Origin of the sequence: Citrobacter sp. CK206 (assembly GCF_030333125.1) — a bacterium.
Taxonomy (GTDB): Bacteria; Pseudomonadota; Gammaproteobacteria; order Enterobacterales; family Enterobacteriaceae; genus Citrobacter_B; species Citrobacter_B koseri.
On record NZ_JAOWGM010000030.1, the window covers coordinates 65,927 to 83,037 of the forward strand.

Here is a 17,111-nt window from a genome sequence, read left to right on the forward strand (position 1 = left end):
ATAAGGCGTTCACGCCGCCATCCGGCGTGAAGCGCTAAGGCGCATCAGGCTTATTGCGCCGTTTTAACCACCAGCGAGCGCCAAAAACCAGCCCAACCACCAGCGCCAGCCAAATCACATGCTTTATATGCTGGTCGAAACTGTGCAGCCACGGCGCGATCACCTCGCCGCCAATATAGCCCAGGGTGGTAAACAGCAAAGCCCAGATCATCGCCCCCAGAATATTCAGCGGCAGAAAGATTTTAGGCGGCAGGTGGCTGGCGCCAATCAATAGCGGCCCAATAATGCGAAAGCCGTACATAAATCGGGAACCGATCACAAACAGGTACGGGCGACGCTGGATCATTTTCTGCGCCAGATGAATTTTGGCGCGGTGTCGGGAAAAGCGCCGCAAAATTTTGCCGCCATAGCGACGACCCAACAAATAGAGCACCTGATCGCCAATCATGCCGCCGAGTGCGACAGAGAGCACCACCAGAGGGAATTTAAGCAATCCCTGATGGGCTGCCACGCCGCCTAACAGGGTGATGGTCTCGCCTTCCGCCATACTGCCAATAATCAGCGCGGCGTAACCGTAATGCGTGATAAGACTGTTGATATCCATACGTGAAAACGACCTCCCGCCTTTAGCATACACCCTATCAATGTTTATGGCCGGAAAAGGCGCAACGTTAGCGCATCGGTTTTTATGCGCTGTACATAAAATAATCGAAAGCTGAATTATACTTGAAGTATTGAGATCCAGAGCTGACAAGCAGGGGGGCGGTATGAACCATGTCTGGGGGCTATTTTCCCATCCCGATCGTGAAATGCGCGTGATCAAAAGCGAAAACGAAACGGTGTCGCATCACTATACCCACCATGTGCTGCTGATGGCGGCGATCCCGGTGATTTGCGCCTTTATTGGCACTACGCAAATTGGCTGGAATTTTGGTGATGGCAATGTGCTGCGCTTGTCTCTGTTTACAGGGCTGGCGTTCGCGGTTCTGTTTTACGGCATGATGCTGGCCGGGGTTGCCGTGATGGGGCGGGTCATCTGGTGGATGGCGCGCAACTACCCGCAACGGCCTTCCCTGGGACACTGTATGGTCTTTGCCGGGTATGTCGCAACGCCGCTGTTTTTAAGTGGTCTGGTGGCGCTTTATCCGCTGGTGTGGCTCTGTGCGTTAGTCGGTACTGTCGCACTGTTTTATACCGGCTATCTGCTGTATCTCGGCATCCCGACATTCCTGAACATCAGTAAAGAGGAAGGTCTGAGCTTTTCCAGTTCGACGCTGGCTATCGGCGTGCTGGTACTGGAAGTGTTGCTGGCGATGACGGTGATCCTGTGGGGATATGGATACCGGTTATTCTGAGATATGAAAAGAATTCGGGTCGCAGGAGGGCGATAAATGGACAACCGCAGCGCGCCTGCGGCCCGAAACAGGGAAGAGACGGGTGTAAAAGCCAGCATGCAGCATTTCGTGACGATTCTCTTATGGCGACAACGCTGTCGGGTCGCTATGATGCCGGAGCTAGCTTGAGTAAAATCCTGGCTCAGGCGGTGTACGTTCTACGTGCGTGAATCATTATCAGAAATCTCATCATGCTGAAATTCCGAGTTTCATTATTTAGCCTTGCCCTGATGCTGGCTGTCCCTTTTGCGCCACACGCTGTGGCGAAAACCGCGGCTGCCGCCGTAGCGTCTCAACCGGAAATTGCTTCTGGAAGCGCGATGATTGTTGATCTGAACACCAACAAAGTGATCTATTCGAACCACCCGGATCTTGTGCGTCCGATTGCGTCGATCACCAAATTAATGACGGCGATGGTGGTGCTTGATGCGCGACTGCCGCTGGATGAAAAACTGAAAGTCGATATCAGCCAGACGCCGGAAATGAAAGGCGTTTACTCACGCGTGCGTCTGAACAGTGAAATCAGCCGTAAAAATATGTTGCTGCTGGCGCTGATGTCCTCGGAAAACCGGGCGGCGGCAAGCCTGGCGCATCATTATCCGGGTGGCTATAACGCTTTTATTAAAGCGATGAATGCTAAAGCCAAAGCGTTGGGCATGACCCACACCCGTTTTGTGGAGCCGACGGGACTGTCGATTCATAACGTATCGACCGCCCGTGACCTGACGAAACTGCTGATTGCCAGCAAGCAGTACCCGCTGATTGGTCAGTTAAGCACCACGCGTGAGGATATGGCGACCTTTGCAAACCCGGCGTACACCTTGCCGTTTCGCAATACGAATCACCTGGTGTACCGCGATAACTGGAATATTCAGTTGACCAAGACCGGGTTTACCAACGCTGCGGGTCATTGCCTGGTGATGCGCACGATGATCAACAACAAACCGGTGGCGTTAGTGGTGATGGATGCCTTTGGCAAATATACCCATTTTGCCGATGCCAGCCGTTTACGCACCTGGATTGAAACCGGCAAAGCGATGCCCGTTCCGGCCGCCGCGTTGAGTTACAAAAAGCAGAAAGCCGCGCAGATGGCCGCAGCAGGCGAGCAGACCGCGCAAAACGATTGAGTTTGTTGATATGTGCCTGAATCCGGCCTACAGTTTGTAGGCCGGATAAGGCGCTTGCGCCGCCATCCGGCACGATATTTAAAACAGCTCCATCGCTGTAAATACGAGAAATCAATGCGTCTCGTCGGACGCCGCTTCTTTCCAGAATTTCAGCTTACTTGTTTTACCAATACCCGGATTCATGCTGTTGGTGGGGTCATTTTCACGATAAAAACGCGCCAGCGTCTCCGGCGCTTTGTACAAATGACCAACGTTATGCTCTGCCGGATATTGCGCGCCGCGCTGGCGCAGCAGTTCCAGCATTTGCTCTTTCAGCGCATGGGCATCGATGCCTTTCTTCACGATGTAATCCTGATGGAAGACATAGCACATGAAATGACCGTAATAGAGTTTATGCACCAGCTGGCTGTCAATTTCCGGCGGCAGATGCTCATACCATTCGGTGTCGTTACGTCGTAAGGCGATATCCAGTGCGAGAATATCCTCCACCTCATCGGCATGCACTGCCTGATAACGGATCGCCGCGCCTGCTGCGGCAAAACGGTGCAGGAACGCTTTGCTGCCTTCCTCCGGGGTACAGGCAAAGAAATCGCCCTCGGCGGTTTTGAAAAACTCGGTCAGCCAGCTTTGCGCTTCCGCCACTCCGTCTCCCGCCATTTTTAACAGCAGATGATGCTCATATTTGTCGCGCCAGCTTTTCATGCGCGGCGGCAGATGGTTAGGGAATAAATGGCCGAACTTCTGCATCGCGCGGTCGGTGAAATGCGGGCGGAAGATTTTTACCTTTTCCAGCATCGCGTCGGTACGGCCTTTGAGCGTAAAGAAGAACGGCATTTTGTCGGTGCCGAGCTTGTCGATCATCAGGAACGTATCTTTGCCATATTTCTCCGCGATGTCGTAAATATCGCGGTGCATATATTCACCGGCAACCGGCAGGTTGTCGAACTTCGCCAGGATATGACGACGAATCTCGGTCAGCACGTCGGGCTGATTGGTGCCGATGTAAAAGACCTGCTGGTTTTTTTCCGCCTCGAAAGTGTCCAGCCGCACGGCGAACACCGCCAGCTTACCCGCGCAGCCGGAGGATTCGAACAGGCGATCCGGGTCAGCGTTATAGCGGGCAGGGGTATCGGCCTCAATGTCCCTGACGCGAGTCACGTAGTCGTAATCGTGGGCGTGGCGGCCATCGTGGCGCACATCTTCATCTTTGATGCGTTCATCATCGAGTGTGCTGAGGATCTGTTCCGGGGTCTGGCCCAGTTCGATGCCCAGATGGTTCACCAGCTGTAATTTGCCCTGTTCATCAATGCGCGCGAACAGCGACATTTCGGTATACGCCGGGCCGCGTTGTACCAGCGACCCGCCGGAGTTATTGCAGATGCCGCCAATAACTGACGCGCCGATACAGGAGGAACCGATAACCGAGTGCGGTTCGCGACCAAAAGGTTTAAGCGCTTTTTCCAGTGAGTACAGCGTGGTGCCTGGGTATGCCAGCACCTGTTCGCCTTTACTGAGGACGTGCAGCTTGTCGAGGCGTAGCGTGCTGATGATGACAATTTCGCGATCGTAATCGTTGCCGTTCGGCGTGGAACCTTCAGTCAGGCCGGTATTGGCGGCCTGCATCAGAATGATTTTATCGGCGTTTACGCAGACGTTCAGTACGCGCCACAATTCCAGCAGCGAGCCGGGGAAGACCACGGCCAGCGCTTCGCCCTGACCAGAACGGAACCCCTTGCGGTAGCGGGCGGTTTTTGCAGGATCGGTGAGCAGGTGCGAATGACCCACCAGACGGGTGAGCTCGTTAAGAAAGGCTTTATTATCTGTCGTTGTAATGGAAGACATTCTCCACTCCTTGTGGTGGGACAAACTATCGGAACTAAGCATAGCGCTTTGTATGACAATACGCTTTCTCATGCAACTTGTCTCGGTGCAGGCTTAGCGTATTCCTGATCCTCCTCTCTGCGCAGGGGACGTTAAAAAAATCAGAGAATAACCTTAGCTTTCTTCTCCTCTCCCGATTAGGCTTATGGCAAACTGCGGTTTTTGTTATATTTTTGCTGCCACGTCGGGCTAAAGAAAAAGAGAGAATCAAGATGAAATGGCTATGTTCTGTAGGTGTTGCGGTAAGCCTTGCGTTGCAGCCAGCGCTGGCGGAAGCGTTGTCTGGCAACCATCCGCTGACGCCTGAAGCTCGGGATGCGTTTGTCACTGAATTGCTCACGAAAATGACCGTTGATGAGAAAATCGGTCAGCTGCGTTTGGTAAGTGTTGGGCCCGACAACCCGAAAGAAGCCATCCGGGAGATGATCAAAAACGGGCAGGTCGGGGCGATTTTTAACACCGTCACCCGCCAGGATATCCGAAAAATGCAGGATCAGGTGATGGAACTGAGCCGCCTGAAAATCCCTCTCTTTTTCGCCTATGACGTGCTGCACGGGCAGCGTACCGTTTTCCCTATCAGCCTCGGCCTGGCCTCCTCGTTTAATCTGGAGGCGGTAAAAACCGTGGGTCGCGTCTCGGCGTATGAGGCGGCTGACGATGGCCTGAACATGACCTGGGCGCCGATGGTGGATGTGTCCCGCGATCCGCGCTGGGGACGCGCGTCGGAAGGCTTTGGTGAAGATACGTATCTGACGGCGATTATGGGCAAAACGATGGTCGAGGCGATGCAGGGCAAAAGCCCGGCGGATCGCTATTCGGTGATGACCAGCGTGAAACATTTCGCCGCCTATGGCGCGGTTGAGGGCGGGAAGGAATACAACACCGTCGATATGAGCCCGCAGCGCCTGTTTAACGACTATATGCCGCCGTATAAAGCCGGGCTGGACGCGGGCAGCGGCGCGGTGATGGTGGCGCTCAACTCACTGAACGGCACGCCTGCGACGTCAGATTCGTGGCTGTTGAAAGAGGTGCTGCGCGACGAGTGGGGCTTTAAAGGCATCACCGTTTCCGATCACGGCGCGATCAAAGAGTTGATTAAACACGGCACGGCATCCGACCCGGAAGACGCGGTGCGCGTGGCGCTCAAGTCCGGCATCAACATGAGTATGAGCGATGAGTATTACAGCAAATACCTGCCGGGGCTGGTCAAATCAGGCAAAGTAACGATGGCGGAACTGGACGATGCCGCGCGCCATGTGCTGAACGTGAAATATGACATGGGGTTGTTTAACGATCCGTACAGCCACCTGGGCGCAAAAGAGTCCGATCCGCAGGACACGAACGCTGAGAGCCGTCTGCATCGCAAAGACGCGCGCGACGTTGCGCGCGAAAGTCTGGTGCTGCTGAAGAACCGTCTGGAAACGCTGCCGTTGAATAAATCCGGCACCATTGCGGTGGTGGGGCCGCTGGCTGACAGTCAGCGTGATGTGATGGGAAGCTGGTCTGCCGCTGGCGTCGCCAGCCAGTCCGTTACGGTGCTGACGGGGATTAAAAACGCGCTGGGCGACAAAGGCAAAGTGATATACGCCAAAGGGGCGAATGTCACTAATGACAAAGGCATTGTTGATTTCCTCAATCAGTATGAGGAGGCGGTGAAAGTAGACCCTCGTTCGCCAGAAGCGATGATTGACGAGGCCGTTAATGCCGCGAAACAGTCCGATGTGGTTGTGGCCGTTGTCGGGGAAGCGCAGGGTATGGCGCATGAGGCTTCCAGTCGCACCGATATTCAGATCCCGCAAAGCCAGCGCGATCTGATCGCGGCGTTGAAGGCGACGGGTAAACCGTTGGTGCTGGTGCTGATGAACGGTCGTCCGCTGGCGCTGGTGAAAGAAGATCAGCAGGCTGACGCCATTCTGGAAACCTGGTTTGCCGGTACGGAAGGCGGTAACGCCATTGCTGACGTTCTGTTCGGCGACTATAACCCGTCGGGTAAACTGCCGATGTCCTTCCCGCGCTCTGTCGGGCAGATCCCGGTTTACTACAGCCATCTCAACACCGGTCGTCCGTATAACGCCGACAAGCCGAACAAGTACACCTCCCGCTACTTTGACGAGGCGAATGGCCCGCTGTATCCGTTTGGTTATGGTCTGAGCTACACCACGTTTACCGTTTCCGATGTGACGCTCTCTGCGCCCACCATGAAGCGCGATGGCGCGGTAACGGCCAGCGTGCGGGTGACGAATACCGGCAAGCGCGAGGGGGCGACGGTAATCCAGATGTATTTGCAGGATGTCACGGCATCGATGAGTCGTCCGGTAAAACAGCTGAAAGGCTTTGAGAAGGTAACGCTGAAGCCGGGAGAAACGCAGACCGTTAGCTTCCCGATTGATATTGAGGCGCTGAAATTCTGGAACCAGCGTATGAAGTATGACGCGGAGCCCGGCAAGTTTAACGTCTTTATTGGCGTCGATTCCGCCCGTGTGAAGCAGGGCGAGTTTGAACTGCTGTAGCCACGCGCCATGCCTGTCAGCTCCGTAGGCCGGATAAGACGCGTTAGCGTCGCTATCCGGCACCGGTGCGCCTGATTGCCGGATGGCGCATGCGCTTATCCGGCCTGTGAATTGCTCCTGCCTTTTGTTGCTCTGCTATTTTTCAACTATGCTTTTTCCTCAAGTCTCTGAAAAGGGATGTAAAAGAATGAGGAAAGCAGCATGACAATTTCAAAAACAGGGGCGGGGGCGCTGCTGCTGTTAGCGGCGGTCAGTCTGCCGTTGCAGGCCGCATCACCCGTAACGGTCGGATCAAAAATCGATACGGAAGGCGCCTTGCTTGGCAACCTGATTTTACAGGTGCTGGAAAGCCACGGCGTTAAAACGGTGAATAAAGTGCAACTGGGTACAACCCCGGTAGTACGCGGCGCGATTACCTCCGGCGAGCTGGATATTTACCCGGAATATACCGGAAACGGCGCATTCTTCTTTAAAGACGAAAACGATCCGGCATGGAAAAACGCACAGGCGGGGTTTGAAAAAGTCAAAAAACTGGATGCTGAGCAGAACAAGCTGGTCTGGTTAACGCCAGCGCCTGCAAACAATACCTGGACGATTGCGGTACGCCAGGATGTTGCGGAAAAGAATAAACTGGTTTCGCTTGCGGATCTCGGACGCTATCTGAAAGAGGGCGGAACGTTCAAACTGGCCGCCTCCGCCGAGTTTATCGAACGCGCCGATGCGCTGCCTGCCTTTGAAAAAGCCTACGATTTTAAACTGAATCAGAACCAGTTGCTGTCGCTGGCTGGCGGCGATACGGCGGTGACCATTAAAGCGGCCGCTCAGCAAACGTCCGGCGTAAACGCGGCAATGGCCTATGGCACCGACGGCCCGGTCGCGGCGCTGGGGCTGCAAACACTGAGCGATCCGCAAGGCGTCCAGCCTATCTATGCGCCTGCTCCGGTGGTTCGTGAGTCGGTGCTAAAAGAATATCCGCAGATGGCGGAATGGTTGCAGCCGGTCTTTGCCAGCCTGGATGAAAAAACGTTGCAACAGTTGAATGCCAGTATCGCCGTTGAAGGGCTGGATGCGAAAAAAGTCGCGGCAGATTACCTGAAGCAAAAAGGCTGGGTGAAGTAACACATTTTGTATCAGGTCAGTAAGGTGTCAAAAGTCAGTCTTAACCGTGTGTTGCTGCTGTTGGTGATCCTGACGGGGGTTGCCGCCGCGCTGCCTTTCGTCAACTACGCCCCCAATCGCCTGGTGTCAGGGGAGGGGCGTCAGATCTGGGATATCTGGCCGGGTTCGGTTTCTCTGCTGGCGGGCGCCGGGTGCGCATTGCTGGTGTTGTGTTTTGTCCCTGGGAAAAAGGGCAGCGTGCTGACGCTTGTGCTGGCGCAGGCGCTGGTGATCGCCATGCTCTGGAGCGTGGGGAAAGCGGCAACGCATCTGGCGCAGGCCGGCAGCCCGCTGGCGCGCACCAGCCTGGGGAGCGGCCTGTGGCTGGGTCTTGGGCTCACCCTGCTGGCCTGTAGCGATGCCATTCGCCGTATCACCACCCAACCGTTCTGGCGCTGGCTTCTGCATGCGCAAATTGCGCTCTTACCGCTGGCGCTGCTGCTCACCGGCGCATTCAACGATCTCTCTTTACTCAAAGAGTACGCGAACCGGCAGGATATTTTTGATAATGCGCTGGTTCAGCACCTGACGCTGCTGGCGGGAACCGTGTTGCCCGCGTTGCTGATTGGCGTACCGCTGGGCATCTGGTGCTCGTTTGCAACGGCGCGGCAGGGGCCGGTCTTTGCCGTTCTGAATGTTATCCAGACCATCCCTTCCGTTGCGCTGTTTGGCCTGCTGATTGCCCCGCTTGCCGGGCTGGTGAAGGCCTGGCCCTGGCTGGGAACGCTTGGCGTGGCGGGAACCGGGTTAACGCCCGCCCTGATTGCGCTGGTGCTCTATGCGTTACTGCCGCTGGTGCGCAGCGTGGTTGCCGGGCTTAACCAGGTGCCGCGAGACGTGCTGGAAAGCGCGCGGGCGATGGGGATGAGCGCTTCTCAACGCTTTATCCATGTACAACTGCCGCTGGCGTTGCCGGTTTTTTTACGCAGCCTGCGCGTGGTCATGGTGCAAACGGTGGGGATGGCGGTCATCGCCGCCCTGATTGGGGCGGGAGGGTTTGGCGCTCTGGTCTTTCAGGGACTGCTCAGCAGCGCCGTTGATCTGGTTCTGCTGGGGGTGATCCCGGTCATTGCGCTGGCCGTGCTGATCGACGCGCTGTTTGATTTATGGATCGCACTCCTGAAGGTAACGAATGATGATTGAATTTAGCCATGTCAGCAAAACCTTCGGTGCGCAGAAGGCCGTCAACGACCTCAATCTGCATTTTCGCGAAGGCAGCTTTTCAGTGTTGATTGGCACATCGGGGTCGGGAAAATCCACCACGCTGAAGATGATTAACCGCCTGGTGGAGCATGACAGCGGGGTGATCCGTTTTGCCGGGGAAGAGATCCGCAGCTTGCCGGTGCTGGAACTGCGTCGTCGCATGGGGTACGCCATCCAGTCGATCGGCCTTTTCCCGCACTGGACGGTGGCGCAAAACATTGCCACCGTACCGCAACTGCAAAAGTGGTCGCGCTCGCGTATTGATGACCGCACAGAAGAACTGATGGCGCTGCTGGGGCTGGACGTGAATTTGCGTCACCGTTATCCGCACCAGCTCTCTGGCGGGCAACAGCAGCGCGTTGGGGTGGCCCGCGCGCTGGCTGCCGATCCGCAAGTATTGCTGATGGATGAGCCGTTTGGCGCGCTGGACCCGGTAACGCGCGGGGCGCTTCAGCAGGAGATGACCCGTATTCACCGGCTGCTTGGCCGCACCATCGTGCTGGTGACGCACGATATCGACGAGGCGCTGCGTCTGGCGGAGCATCTGGTGCTGATGGATGGCGGCGAAGTGGTACAGCAGGGCACGCCGCTGGAAATGCTGACCGCGCCGGCGAATGATTTTGTGCAGGCGTTTTTTGGGCGCAGCGAACTGGGCGTGCGGCTGCTGTCGCTGCGCAGCGTGGGGGATTATGTGCGTCGCCATGAGCAAGTGGGCGGTGACGCGCTGGCGGAAGAGATGACGCTGCGCGATGCGCTGTCTGTCTTTGTGGCGCGAGGGTGCGACGTATTGCCGGTGGTGGATCAGCAGGGCACTCCCTGCGGGACGCTCCATTTTCGCGATCTGCTTTCGGAGGCGCTGCCCGGTGAAACGACTGTCTGATCCACTGCTCTGGCTTATTGTCGCTTTTCTGGCGCTGCTTGCGGGGCTGCCGTACAGCCAGGCGGTGTTTGGCGCGCTGTTTCCGCAGCTGCCACGACCGGTTTACCAGCAAGAAAGCTTTATGGCGCTGGCGCTGGCCCATTTCTGGCTGGTGGGTGTATCAAGCCTGATTGCTGTGGCGGTTGGCGTCGGGGCGGGGATTGCGGTCACTCGCTCATGGGGGGCAGAGTTTCGCCCGCTGGTGGAAACCATCGCCGCCGTCGGGCAGACCTTTCCGCCGGTCGCGGTGCTGGCGATAGCCGTTCCGGTGATGGGGTTTGGTCAGGAGCCAGCCATTATCGCGCTGATCCTCTACGGGGTTTTGCCGATATTGCAGGCCACGCTCGCCGGGCTGGGGGCGATTCCCGCCAGCGTCATGAGCGTGGCGCGCGGGATGGGAATGAGCCGGGGACAGCAGCTGTGGAAAGTCGAATTGCCGCTGGCCGCGCCGGTGATTCTGGCGGGGATTCGCACCTCGGTAATCATCAATATTGGGACTGCGACGATCGCCTCGACGGTGGGCGCCAGCACGCTCGGCACGCCGATTATCATCGGGCTGAGCGGCTTTAACACCGCCTATGTGATTCAGGGGGCTTTACTGGTCGCGCTGGCGGCGATCATTGTCGATCGCCTGTTCGAGCGTCTGGTGCTGCGCCTTAACCGGCACGTAAAATAAACGTATAGCCAGCGAGCATCACGCCGCCGATACCGCCGATAGCCATCAGCAGGAAGAGGGTAATCACACCGATTTTAGCTGCGCGCATTGTGCACTCCTTATGTTAACAAAAGGATTGTACCGTAAAGCACGTTTGTTAATGAATCATTAAATGCGCAGAATGTCTGATCACGCATTGGTGCAGCCATCCGGTAAGGCTACAGGCCCAGCGGGTAAATATCGTGCCCCTGCGCGCGCCAGGCATTGAGTTGCTGCTGCTGCGCGGGCGTTTGCGTCTCGCCGCACCAGATAAGCAGCGTCCTGCCGTCAAACAGCTCCGGGCGAAGCTGGTTCAGCGAGTGAGCCAGCACATCGACGCGCCATCCTTGCTGGCTGGCGACCCAGCCCTCCAGCCACAGCCGGGTGGTATCGTGAATATTCCAGCCGACCACCAGCGCGTCTTTCCCCTGTTTTTTGCGCGCGGAGGCAAGACAAATCGCAATGTAATTGATCAAGATGCCGTCAAGGATGCCGAGCAGCGCCTGGAGAGTGGGTTGCTGGCACTGTAAGCGTCGTCGCAGAGGAGTAAACAAGTGCGTGGTGAGCGTCTGGGCGGGGTAATCCTGCCCACGTTCTTTAATCCATAGTCTGAGGCTATGCAGATTGTTGCTTTGCAAATAGTGCAGCAGCGTCTCCTGCTGTTCGCGCCAGCCGTTTTGCACATCGATGTTATCGTTGCTGAGCAGCACTTTGACCTTACTGACCTGCACGCCGTTATCAATCCAGCGTTTAATCTCCCGAATCCTGTCGATATCGGCGTCATTAAACAGGCGGTGCCCCCCGTCTGTTCGCTGGGGCTTTAATAATCCGTAACGCCTCTGCCACGCGCGTAACGTGACAGGGTTGATATCACAAAGCAAAGCCACTTCACCTATTGTGTAAAGCGCCATCGTTTCACCCTTGCTCGCGAGGTCCCAGTTTTACTTTAGACGCTCTTTTACGAACCAGGTAGTTTTGTCTGTTTTTTAATCAGTGCGCGGGTGAGATTGTGGCCTGACGTGCGCTTTTGAGTGATCGTTCTCACGAATTCATGTTTTTTTGCAACAGTTCAAAGAAAGATAAGCGCAGCCAATGTATGTTACGCGTTTTTAAGAGATGTGTGGTTTGCGGGTATGTACGAGTTTAATCTGGTGTTGCTGCTGCTTCAGCAGATGTGCGTGTTTCTGGTCATTGCGTGGTTAATGAGTAAAACACGTTTATTCATCCCGTTAATGCAGGTTACCGTTCGCCTGCCGCATAAATTTCTCTGTTATATCGTCTTCTCTATTTTCTGCATTATGGGCACCTGGTTTGGGTTGCACATCGAAGATTCCATTGCCAATACCCGTGCGATTGGCGCCGTGATGGGCGGCTTGCTGGGCGGGCCTGTGGTCGGCGGCCTGGTTGGACTCACCGGCGGTTTACACCGTTATTCGATGGGCGGGATGACGGCGCTGAGCTGCATGATCTCCACCATTGTTGAAGGGTTGTTAGGCGGCCTGGTGCATAGCGTGCTGATCCGTCGCGGGCGCACCGATAAAGTCTTCAGCCCGTTAACGGCCGGGGCGATTACCTTCGTCGCTGAACTGGTGCAAATGCTGATCATTTTGTTGATCGCCCGACCTTTTGAAGATGCGTTGCATCTGGTAAGCAGTATTGCCGCGCCCATGATGGTGACTAACACCGTCGGGGCGGCGCTGTTTATGCGCATTTTGCTCGACAAACGCGCGATGTTTGAAAAATACACTTCGGCGTTTTCCGCCACCGCGCTGAAAGTGGCGGCCTCCACGGAGGGTATCCTCCGTCAGGGCTTTAACGAAGTGAACAGCATGAAGGTGGCCCAGGTGTTGTATCAGGAACTGGACATCGGCGCAGTAGCGATCACCGATCGCGACAAACTGCTGGCATTTACCGGCATTGGCGACGATCATCACCTGCCGGGGAAACCTATTTCATCAAGCTACACGCTGAAAGCGATTGAGACCGGTGAGGTGGTGTATGCCGATGGTAACGAAGTGCCTTACCGCTGCTCGTTGCATCCGCAGTGCAAATTAGGCTCAACGCTGGTGATTCCGCTGCGCGGCGAAAACCAACGCGTGATGGGCACCATCAAACTGTATGAAGCCAAAAACCGGCTCTTTAGCTCCATCAACCGAACGCTGGGCGAGGGGATTGCGCAACTGCTGTCGGCGCAGATTCTGGCCGGGCAGTATGAACGCCAGAAAGCGCTGCTCACACAGTCGGAAATTAAACTTTTGCATGCGCAGGTGAATCCTCATTTCCTGTTTAACGCGCTTAACACCATTAAAGCGGTGGTGCGCCGCGACAGCGAACAGGCCAGCCAACTGGTGCAGTATCTCTCGACCTTCTTTCGCAAGAACTTAAAGCGCCCCTCGGAGATTGTGACCCTTGCCGATGAAATTGAGCATGTGAATGCCTATTTGCAAATTGAGAAGGCGCGCTTCCAGGCGCGGTTGCAGGTGAATTTAAACGTGCCGGAGGAACTTTCGCACCAGCAACTGCCCGCGTTCACTCTGCAACCGATTGTGGAAAACGCCATTAAGCACGGCACGTCGCAACTGCTCGGCACCGGCGAAGTCTCCATTACGGCCAGACAGGACGGGCAGCATCTGATGCTGGACATTGAGGATAACGCCGGGTTGTACCAGCCCACGACCAATGCCAGCGGCCTGGGGATGAACCTGGTGGATAAACGGCTGCGCGAACGCTTTGGCGATGATTACGGCATCAACGTGGCCTGCGAACCCGATCTCTTTACCCGGATAACCTTACGACTTCCCCTGGAGGAAAACGCATGATTAAAGTGCTGATTGTGGATGATGAGCCGTTAGCGCGGGAAAATCTGCGGATTCTGTTACAGGAACAAAGTGATATTGAGATTGTGGGTGAGTGCTCGAATGCGGTAGAGGCGATTGGCGCGGTGCATAAGCTGCACCCGGACGTGCTGTTTCTCGACATCCAGATGCCGCGCATCAGCGGGCTGGAAATGGTCGGGATGCTCGATCCAGAACATCGACCGTACATTGTTTTTCTGACCGCTTTTGACGAATACGCCATTAAAGCGTTTGAAGAGCACGCTTTTGACTATCTGCTTAAGCCCATTGAAGAGAAGCGGCTGGAGAAAACGTTGGCGCGTCTGCGACAGGAACGAAACATGCAGGACGTTTCGGTGCTGCCGGAAAATCAACAAGCGTTGAAATTCATTCCCTGCACCGGGCACAGCCGTATTTATCTGTTGCAAATGGATGACGTGGCGTTTGTCAGCAGCCGGATGAGCGGCGTGTACGTAACCAGCAGCGAGGGGAAGGAAGGGTTTACCGAATTGACGCTGCGAACGCTGGAGAGCCGCACGCCGTTATTGCGCTGCCATCGTCAGTATCTGGTGAATATGGCGCAGTTGCAGGAAATTCGTCTGGAGGATAATGGTCAGGCCGAGCTGATTTTGCGCAACGGTTTAACGGTTCCTGTCAGCCGTCGCTACCTGAAAAGTTTAAAAGAGGCGATTGGGCTGTAAAAGACTGCTAAAATGATTTTTTGCCTCATTAACACCCGAAGGCCCCATGCTGAGTAACGATATTCTGCGTAGCGTGCGCTACATCCTGAAAGCAAACAATAACGATCTGGTGCGCATTCTGGCGCTGGGTAATGCCGAAGCCACTGCGGAACAGATTGCTGTCTGGTTGCGTAAAGAAGAGGAAGAGGGCTTTCAACGTTGCCCGGATATCATCCTCTCTGCTTTCCTGAATGGGCTGATTTACGAAAAGCGTGGTAAAGATGAGTCCGCGCCAGCGCTGGAGCCGGAGCGCCGCGTTAACAATAATATTGTGCTGAAAAAGCTGCGTATCGCGTTCTCGCTGAAAACCGACGATATTCTTGCGATTCTGACGGAGCAAAAATTCCGCGTCTCGATGCCGGAAATCACGGCGATGATGCGCGCCCCGGAGCATAAAAACTTCCGCGAGTGCGGCGATCAGTTCTTGCGCTATTTCCTGCGCGGGCTGGCGGCGCGTCAGCACGAGAAGAAAGCGTAATAAGATAAGCGGTAGGCCGGATAAGGTGTTTGCACCGTCATCCGGCGTGGTTCGCTGGCGTACTGGAATAAAAAAGCCGGAGAATGTCTCCGGCTTTTTTGTTTATTTCACCTGCTGGCCTGGCTTCGCACCGTCATCCGGGCTTAACAGGAAGATATCTTTCCCGCCAGGACCGGCGGCCATCACCATCCCTTCAGAGATGCCGAAGCGCATTTTACGCGGGGCCAGGTTGGCGACCATCACCGTATGGCGACCAATCAGCGCCTGCGGGTCAGGGTACGCGGAACGGATGCCGGAGAAGACGTTGCGCTTTTCGCCGCCCAGATCCAGCGTCAGACGCAGCAGTTTGTCAGAACCCTCAACGAACTCAGCGTTTTCAATCAGCGCCACGCGCAGATCGACCTTAGCGAAATCGTCAAAGGTAATGGTTTCCTGAATCGGGTCGTCTGCCAGCGGGCCGGTAACTGGCGCCGCCGCCGCTTTCACCTCTTCTTTCGAGGCTTCAACCAGCGCATCAACCTGTTTCATGTCGATGCGGTTATACAGCGCTTTGAAGGCGTTAACCTTGTGGCCCAGCAGCGGTTGCGCGATTGCATTCCAGCTCAGCTCGGTGTTCAGGAACGCTTCCACACGTTCGCTCAGCGTTGGCAGAACCGGCTTCAGGTACGTCATCAGCACGCGGAACAGGTTGATGCCCATCGAGCAGATCGCTTGCAGGTCGGCATCGCGGCCTTCCTGTTTCGCGACAACCCACGGCGCCTGTTCATCAACATAGCGGTTAGCCATGTCCGCCAGCGCCATAATTTCACGGATCGCTTTACCGAATTCGCGGCTTTCCCACGCTTCGCCGATGACCGCTGCTGCGTCGGTGAAGGTTTTGTACAGCGCGGGATCGGCCAGTTCAGCAGCCAGTACGCCATCGAAACGCTTGTTGATAAAGCCCGCGTTACGGGAAGCCAGGTTGACGACTTTGTTGACGATATCCGCGTTGACGCGCTGCACGAAGTCTTCCAGATTCAGGTCGATGTCATCGATGCGGGAAGAGAGCTTCGCCGTGTAGTAATAGCGCAGGCTGTCGGCGTCAAAATGGTTCAGCCAGGTGCTGGCCTTAATAAAGGTGCCGCGCGATTTAGACATCTTCGCGCCGTTCACCGTTACATAGCCGTGAACGAACAGGTTGGTCGGTTTGCGGAAACCGCTGCCTTCCAGCATGGCCGGCCAGAACAGGCTGTGGAAGTAGACGATATCTTTACCGATGAAATGGTATAGCTCGGCGTCAGAATCTTTCTTCCAGTAGTCGTCAAAGCTGGTCAGATCGCCGCGCTTGTTGCACAGATTCTTGAATGAACCCATGTAGCCGATCGGCGCATCCAGCCAGACGTAGAAAAATTTGCCCGGCGCATTCGGGATTTCAAAACCGAAGTATGGCGCGTCACGGGAGATATCCCACTGTTGCAGGCCGGATTCAAACCACTCCTGCATTTTGTTCGCCACCTGCTCCTGCAACGCGCCGCTGCGGGTCCACGCCTGCAACATTTCGCTGAAAGAGGGCAGGTCAAAGAAGAAGTGCTCAGAGTCGCGCATCACCGGCGTAGCGCCGGAAACCACGGATTTCGGCTCGATAAGCTCGGTCGGGCTATAGGTCGCGCCGCACACTTCGCAGTTATCGCCGTACTGGTCTGGAGACTTACATTTCGGGCAGGTGCCTTTTACAAAACGATCCGGCAGGAACATGCCTTTTTCTGGATCGTAGAGCTGAGAGATGGTGCGGTTCTTAATGAAACCGTTCTCTTTCAGGCGGGTGTAAATCAGCTCGGACAGCTCGCGGTTCTCTTCGCTGTGCGTTGAGTGGTAGTTGTCATAGCTGATGTTAAAACCTGCGAAATCAGTCTGATGCTCCTGACTCATTTCACCAATCATCTGCTCTGGCGTAATCCCCAACTGCTGTGCTTTCAGCATGATAGGGGTGCCGTGTGCGTCGTCCGCGCAGATGAAGTTGACCTGGTGGCCGCGCATTCGCTGGTAACGGACCCAGACATCAGCCTGGATGTGCTCCAGCATATGGCCGAGGTGGATGGAGCCGTTGGCGTACGGCAGCGCGCACGTTACCAGAATTTTCTTCGCGACTTGAGTCATAGTAGGTATTACTTCTTCTCTAGTAAAAGGGGGTTCT

Annotated in this window: 15 protein-coding genes; 10 read left to right on the plus strand and 5 right to left on the minus strand. The window is 55.7% G+C overall.

Translation table 11 applies throughout. The features are described from left to right. Positions 1-34: 34 nt before the first annotated feature. A complete protein-coding gene (locus tag OGX81_RS17555) occupies positions 35-604 on the minus strand; it encodes a DedA family protein (RefSeq protein ID WP_049011492.1) in 570 nt (189 codons plus the stop codon). Between the two features lie 163 nt (positions 605-767). Between OGX81_RS17555 and OGX81_RS17560 the strand changes: the two genes are divergently transcribed. After that, positions 768-1,355 (plus strand): Yip1 family protein, encoded by a 588-nt coding sequence (locus OGX81_RS17560; protein WP_012131637.1) that lies wholly within the window; start codon positions 768-770, stop codon positions 1,353-1,355. A 230-nt stretch (positions 1,356-1,585) separates the two neighbouring features. Next, on the plus strand, positions 1,586-2,521 hold the full coding sequence (pbpG, locus tag OGX81_RS17565) for a D-alanyl-D-alanine endopeptidase (protein ID WP_012131638.1): 936 nt from the start codon (positions 1,586-1,588) through the stop codon (positions 2,519-2,521). Positions 2,522-2,632: 111 nt separating this feature from the next. On the opposite strand, the gene dld is transcribed toward pbpG, so the two are convergent. Next, positions 2,633-4,363, minus strand: coding sequence for a D-lactate dehydrogenase (dld, locus tag OGX81_RS17570; RefSeq protein ID WP_104868453.1), 1,731 nt, complete (start codon positions 4,361-4,363; stop codon positions 2,633-2,635). Positions 4,364-4,614: 251 nt separating this feature from the next. On the opposite strand from dld, the gene bglX reads away from it, so the two are divergent. The 5 genes from bglX (at position 4,615) to OGX81_RS17595 (ending at position 10,868) form a co-directional block, all read left to right on the plus strand. Further along, a complete protein-coding gene (gene bglX / locus OGX81_RS17575; protein WP_104868455.1) occupies positions 4,615-6,912 on the plus strand; it encodes a beta-glucosidase BglX in 2,298 nt (765 codons plus the stop codon). A 201-nt stretch (positions 6,913-7,113) separates the two neighbouring features. Then, positions 7,114-8,031 (plus strand): glycine betaine ABC transporter substrate-binding protein OsmF, encoded by a 918-nt coding sequence (gene osmF, locus OGX81_RS17580; protein ID WP_012131641.1) that lies wholly within the window; start codon positions 7,114-7,116, stop codon positions 8,029-8,031. Between the two features lie 24 nt (positions 8,032-8,055). Then, positions 8,056-9,213 carry an ABC transporter permease gene (locus OGX81_RS17585; RefSeq protein ID WP_104869118.1) on the plus strand — a complete coding sequence of 386 codons (1,158 nt, stop codon included), beginning with the start codon at positions 8,056-8,058 and terminating at the stop codon, positions 9,211-9,213. Beyond that, a complete protein-coding gene (locus tag OGX81_RS17590; RefSeq protein ID WP_024130184.1) occupies positions 9,206-10,153 on the plus strand; it encodes an ABC transporter ATP-binding protein in 948 nt (315 codons plus the stop codon). Before OGX81_RS17585 ends, OGX81_RS17590 begins: the two co-directional genes overlap by 8 nt. Next, entirely contained in the window at positions 10,137-10,868 is a 732-nt protein-coding gene (locus OGX81_RS17595; RefSeq protein ID WP_049011719.1) for an ABC transporter permease, read from the plus strand. Before OGX81_RS17590 ends, OGX81_RS17595 begins: the two co-directional genes overlap by 17 nt. Here the strand turns inward: OGX81_RS17595 and OGX81_RS17600 are convergent. Together OGX81_RS17600 and mlrA are read right to left on the minus strand one after the other, a co-directional pair. Next, positions 10,849-10,956, minus strand: a complete 108-nt coding sequence (locus tag OGX81_RS17600; protein WP_047462533.1) for a protein YohO — start codon at positions 10,954-10,956, stop codon at positions 10,849-10,851. The two genes, OGX81_RS17595 and OGX81_RS17600, sit on opposite strands and share 20 nt — an antisense overlap. A 109-nt stretch (positions 10,957-11,065) precedes the next feature. Further along, the gene (gene mlrA, locus OGX81_RS17605) at positions 11,066-11,797 is read right to left on the minus strand and encodes an HTH-type transcriptional regulator MlrA (protein ID WP_012131645.1); all 732 of its coding nucleotides are present in this window, start codon (positions 11,795-11,797) and stop codon (positions 11,066-11,068) included. Positions 11,798-12,019: 222 nt separating this feature from the next. Between mlrA and OGX81_RS17610 the strand changes: the two genes are divergently transcribed. Genes OGX81_RS17610 through OGX81_RS17620 form a run of 3 tightly spaced genes read left to right on the plus strand, consistent with a single transcriptional unit; the run spans position 12,020 to position 14,938 of the window. After that, positions 12,020-13,705, plus strand: coding sequence for a sensor histidine kinase (locus tag OGX81_RS17610; RefSeq protein ID WP_012131646.1), 1,686 nt, complete (start codon positions 12,020-12,022; stop codon positions 13,703-13,705). Further along, positions 13,702-14,421, plus strand: coding sequence for a two-component system response regulator BtsR (gene btsR, locus OGX81_RS17615; RefSeq protein WP_012131647.1), 720 nt, complete (start codon positions 13,702-13,704; stop codon positions 14,419-14,421). Before OGX81_RS17610 ends, btsR begins: the two co-directional genes overlap by 4 nt. A gap of 46 nt (positions 14,422-14,467) precedes the next feature. Beyond that, positions 14,468-14,938 (plus strand): YehS family protein, encoded by a 471-nt coding sequence (locus OGX81_RS17620; protein ID WP_012131648.1) that lies wholly within the window; start codon positions 14,468-14,470, stop codon positions 14,936-14,938. 102 nt (positions 14,939-15,040) lie between these two features. Here the strand turns inward: OGX81_RS17620 and metG are convergent, their stop codons facing one another. Next, positions 15,041-17,074 carry a methionine--tRNA ligase gene (metG, locus tag OGX81_RS17625; RefSeq protein WP_104868456.1) on the minus strand — a complete coding sequence of 678 codons (2,034 nt, stop codon included), beginning with the start codon at positions 17,072-17,074 and terminating at the stop codon, positions 15,041-15,043. Positions 17,075-17,111: the final 37 nt, after the last annotated feature.

What these genes read in the sequence shown, in the direction of transcription:
- OGX81_RS17555 (WP_049011492.1), bottom strand. Translation starts at nt 604, where the DNA reads ATGGATATCAACAGTCTTATCACGCATTACGGTTACGCCGCGCTGATT.
- OGX81_RS17560 (WP_012131637.1), top strand. Translation starts at nt 768, where the DNA reads ATGAACCATGTCTGGGGGCTATTTTCCCATCCCGATCGTGAAATGCGC.
- pbpG (WP_012131638.1), top strand. Translation starts at nt 1,586, where the DNA reads ATGCTGAAATTCCGAGTTTCATTATTTAGCCTTGCCCTGATGCTGGCT.
- dld (WP_104868453.1), bottom strand. Translation starts at nt 4,363, where the DNA reads ATGTCTTCCATTACAACGACAGATAATAAAGCCTTTCTTAACGAGCTC.
- bglX (WP_104868455.1), top strand. Translation starts at nt 4,615, where the DNA reads ATGAAATGGCTATGTTCTGTAGGTGTTGCGGTAAGCCTTGCGTTGCAG.
- osmF (WP_012131641.1), top strand. Translation starts at nt 7,114, where the DNA reads ATGACAATTTCAAAAACAGGGGCGGGGGCGCTGCTGCTGTTAGCGGCG.
- OGX81_RS17590 (WP_024130184.1), top strand. Translation starts at nt 9,206, where the DNA reads ATGATTGAATTTAGCCATGTCAGCAAAACCTTCGGTGCGCAGAAGGCC.
- OGX81_RS17600 (WP_047462533.1), bottom strand. Translation starts at nt 10,956, where the DNA reads ATGCGCGCAGCTAAAATCGGTGTGATTACCCTCTTCCTGCTGATGGCT.
- mlrA (WP_012131645.1), bottom strand. Translation starts at nt 11,797, where the DNA reads ATGGCGCTTTACACAATAGGTGAAGTGGCTTTGCTTTGTGATATCAAC.
- OGX81_RS17610 (WP_012131646.1), top strand. Translation starts at nt 12,020, where the DNA reads ATGTACGAGTTTAATCTGGTGTTGCTGCTGCTTCAGCAGATGTGCGTG.
- btsR (WP_012131647.1), top strand. Translation starts at nt 13,702, where the DNA reads ATGATTAAAGTGCTGATTGTGGATGATGAGCCGTTAGCGCGGGAAAAT.
- OGX81_RS17620 (WP_012131648.1), top strand. Translation starts at nt 14,468, where the DNA reads ATGCTGAGTAACGATATTCTGCGTAGCGTGCGCTACATCCTGAAAGCA.
- metG (WP_104868456.1), bottom strand. Translation starts at nt 17,074, where the DNA reads ATGACTCAAGTCGCGAAGAAAATTCTGGTAACGTGCGCGCTGCCGTAC.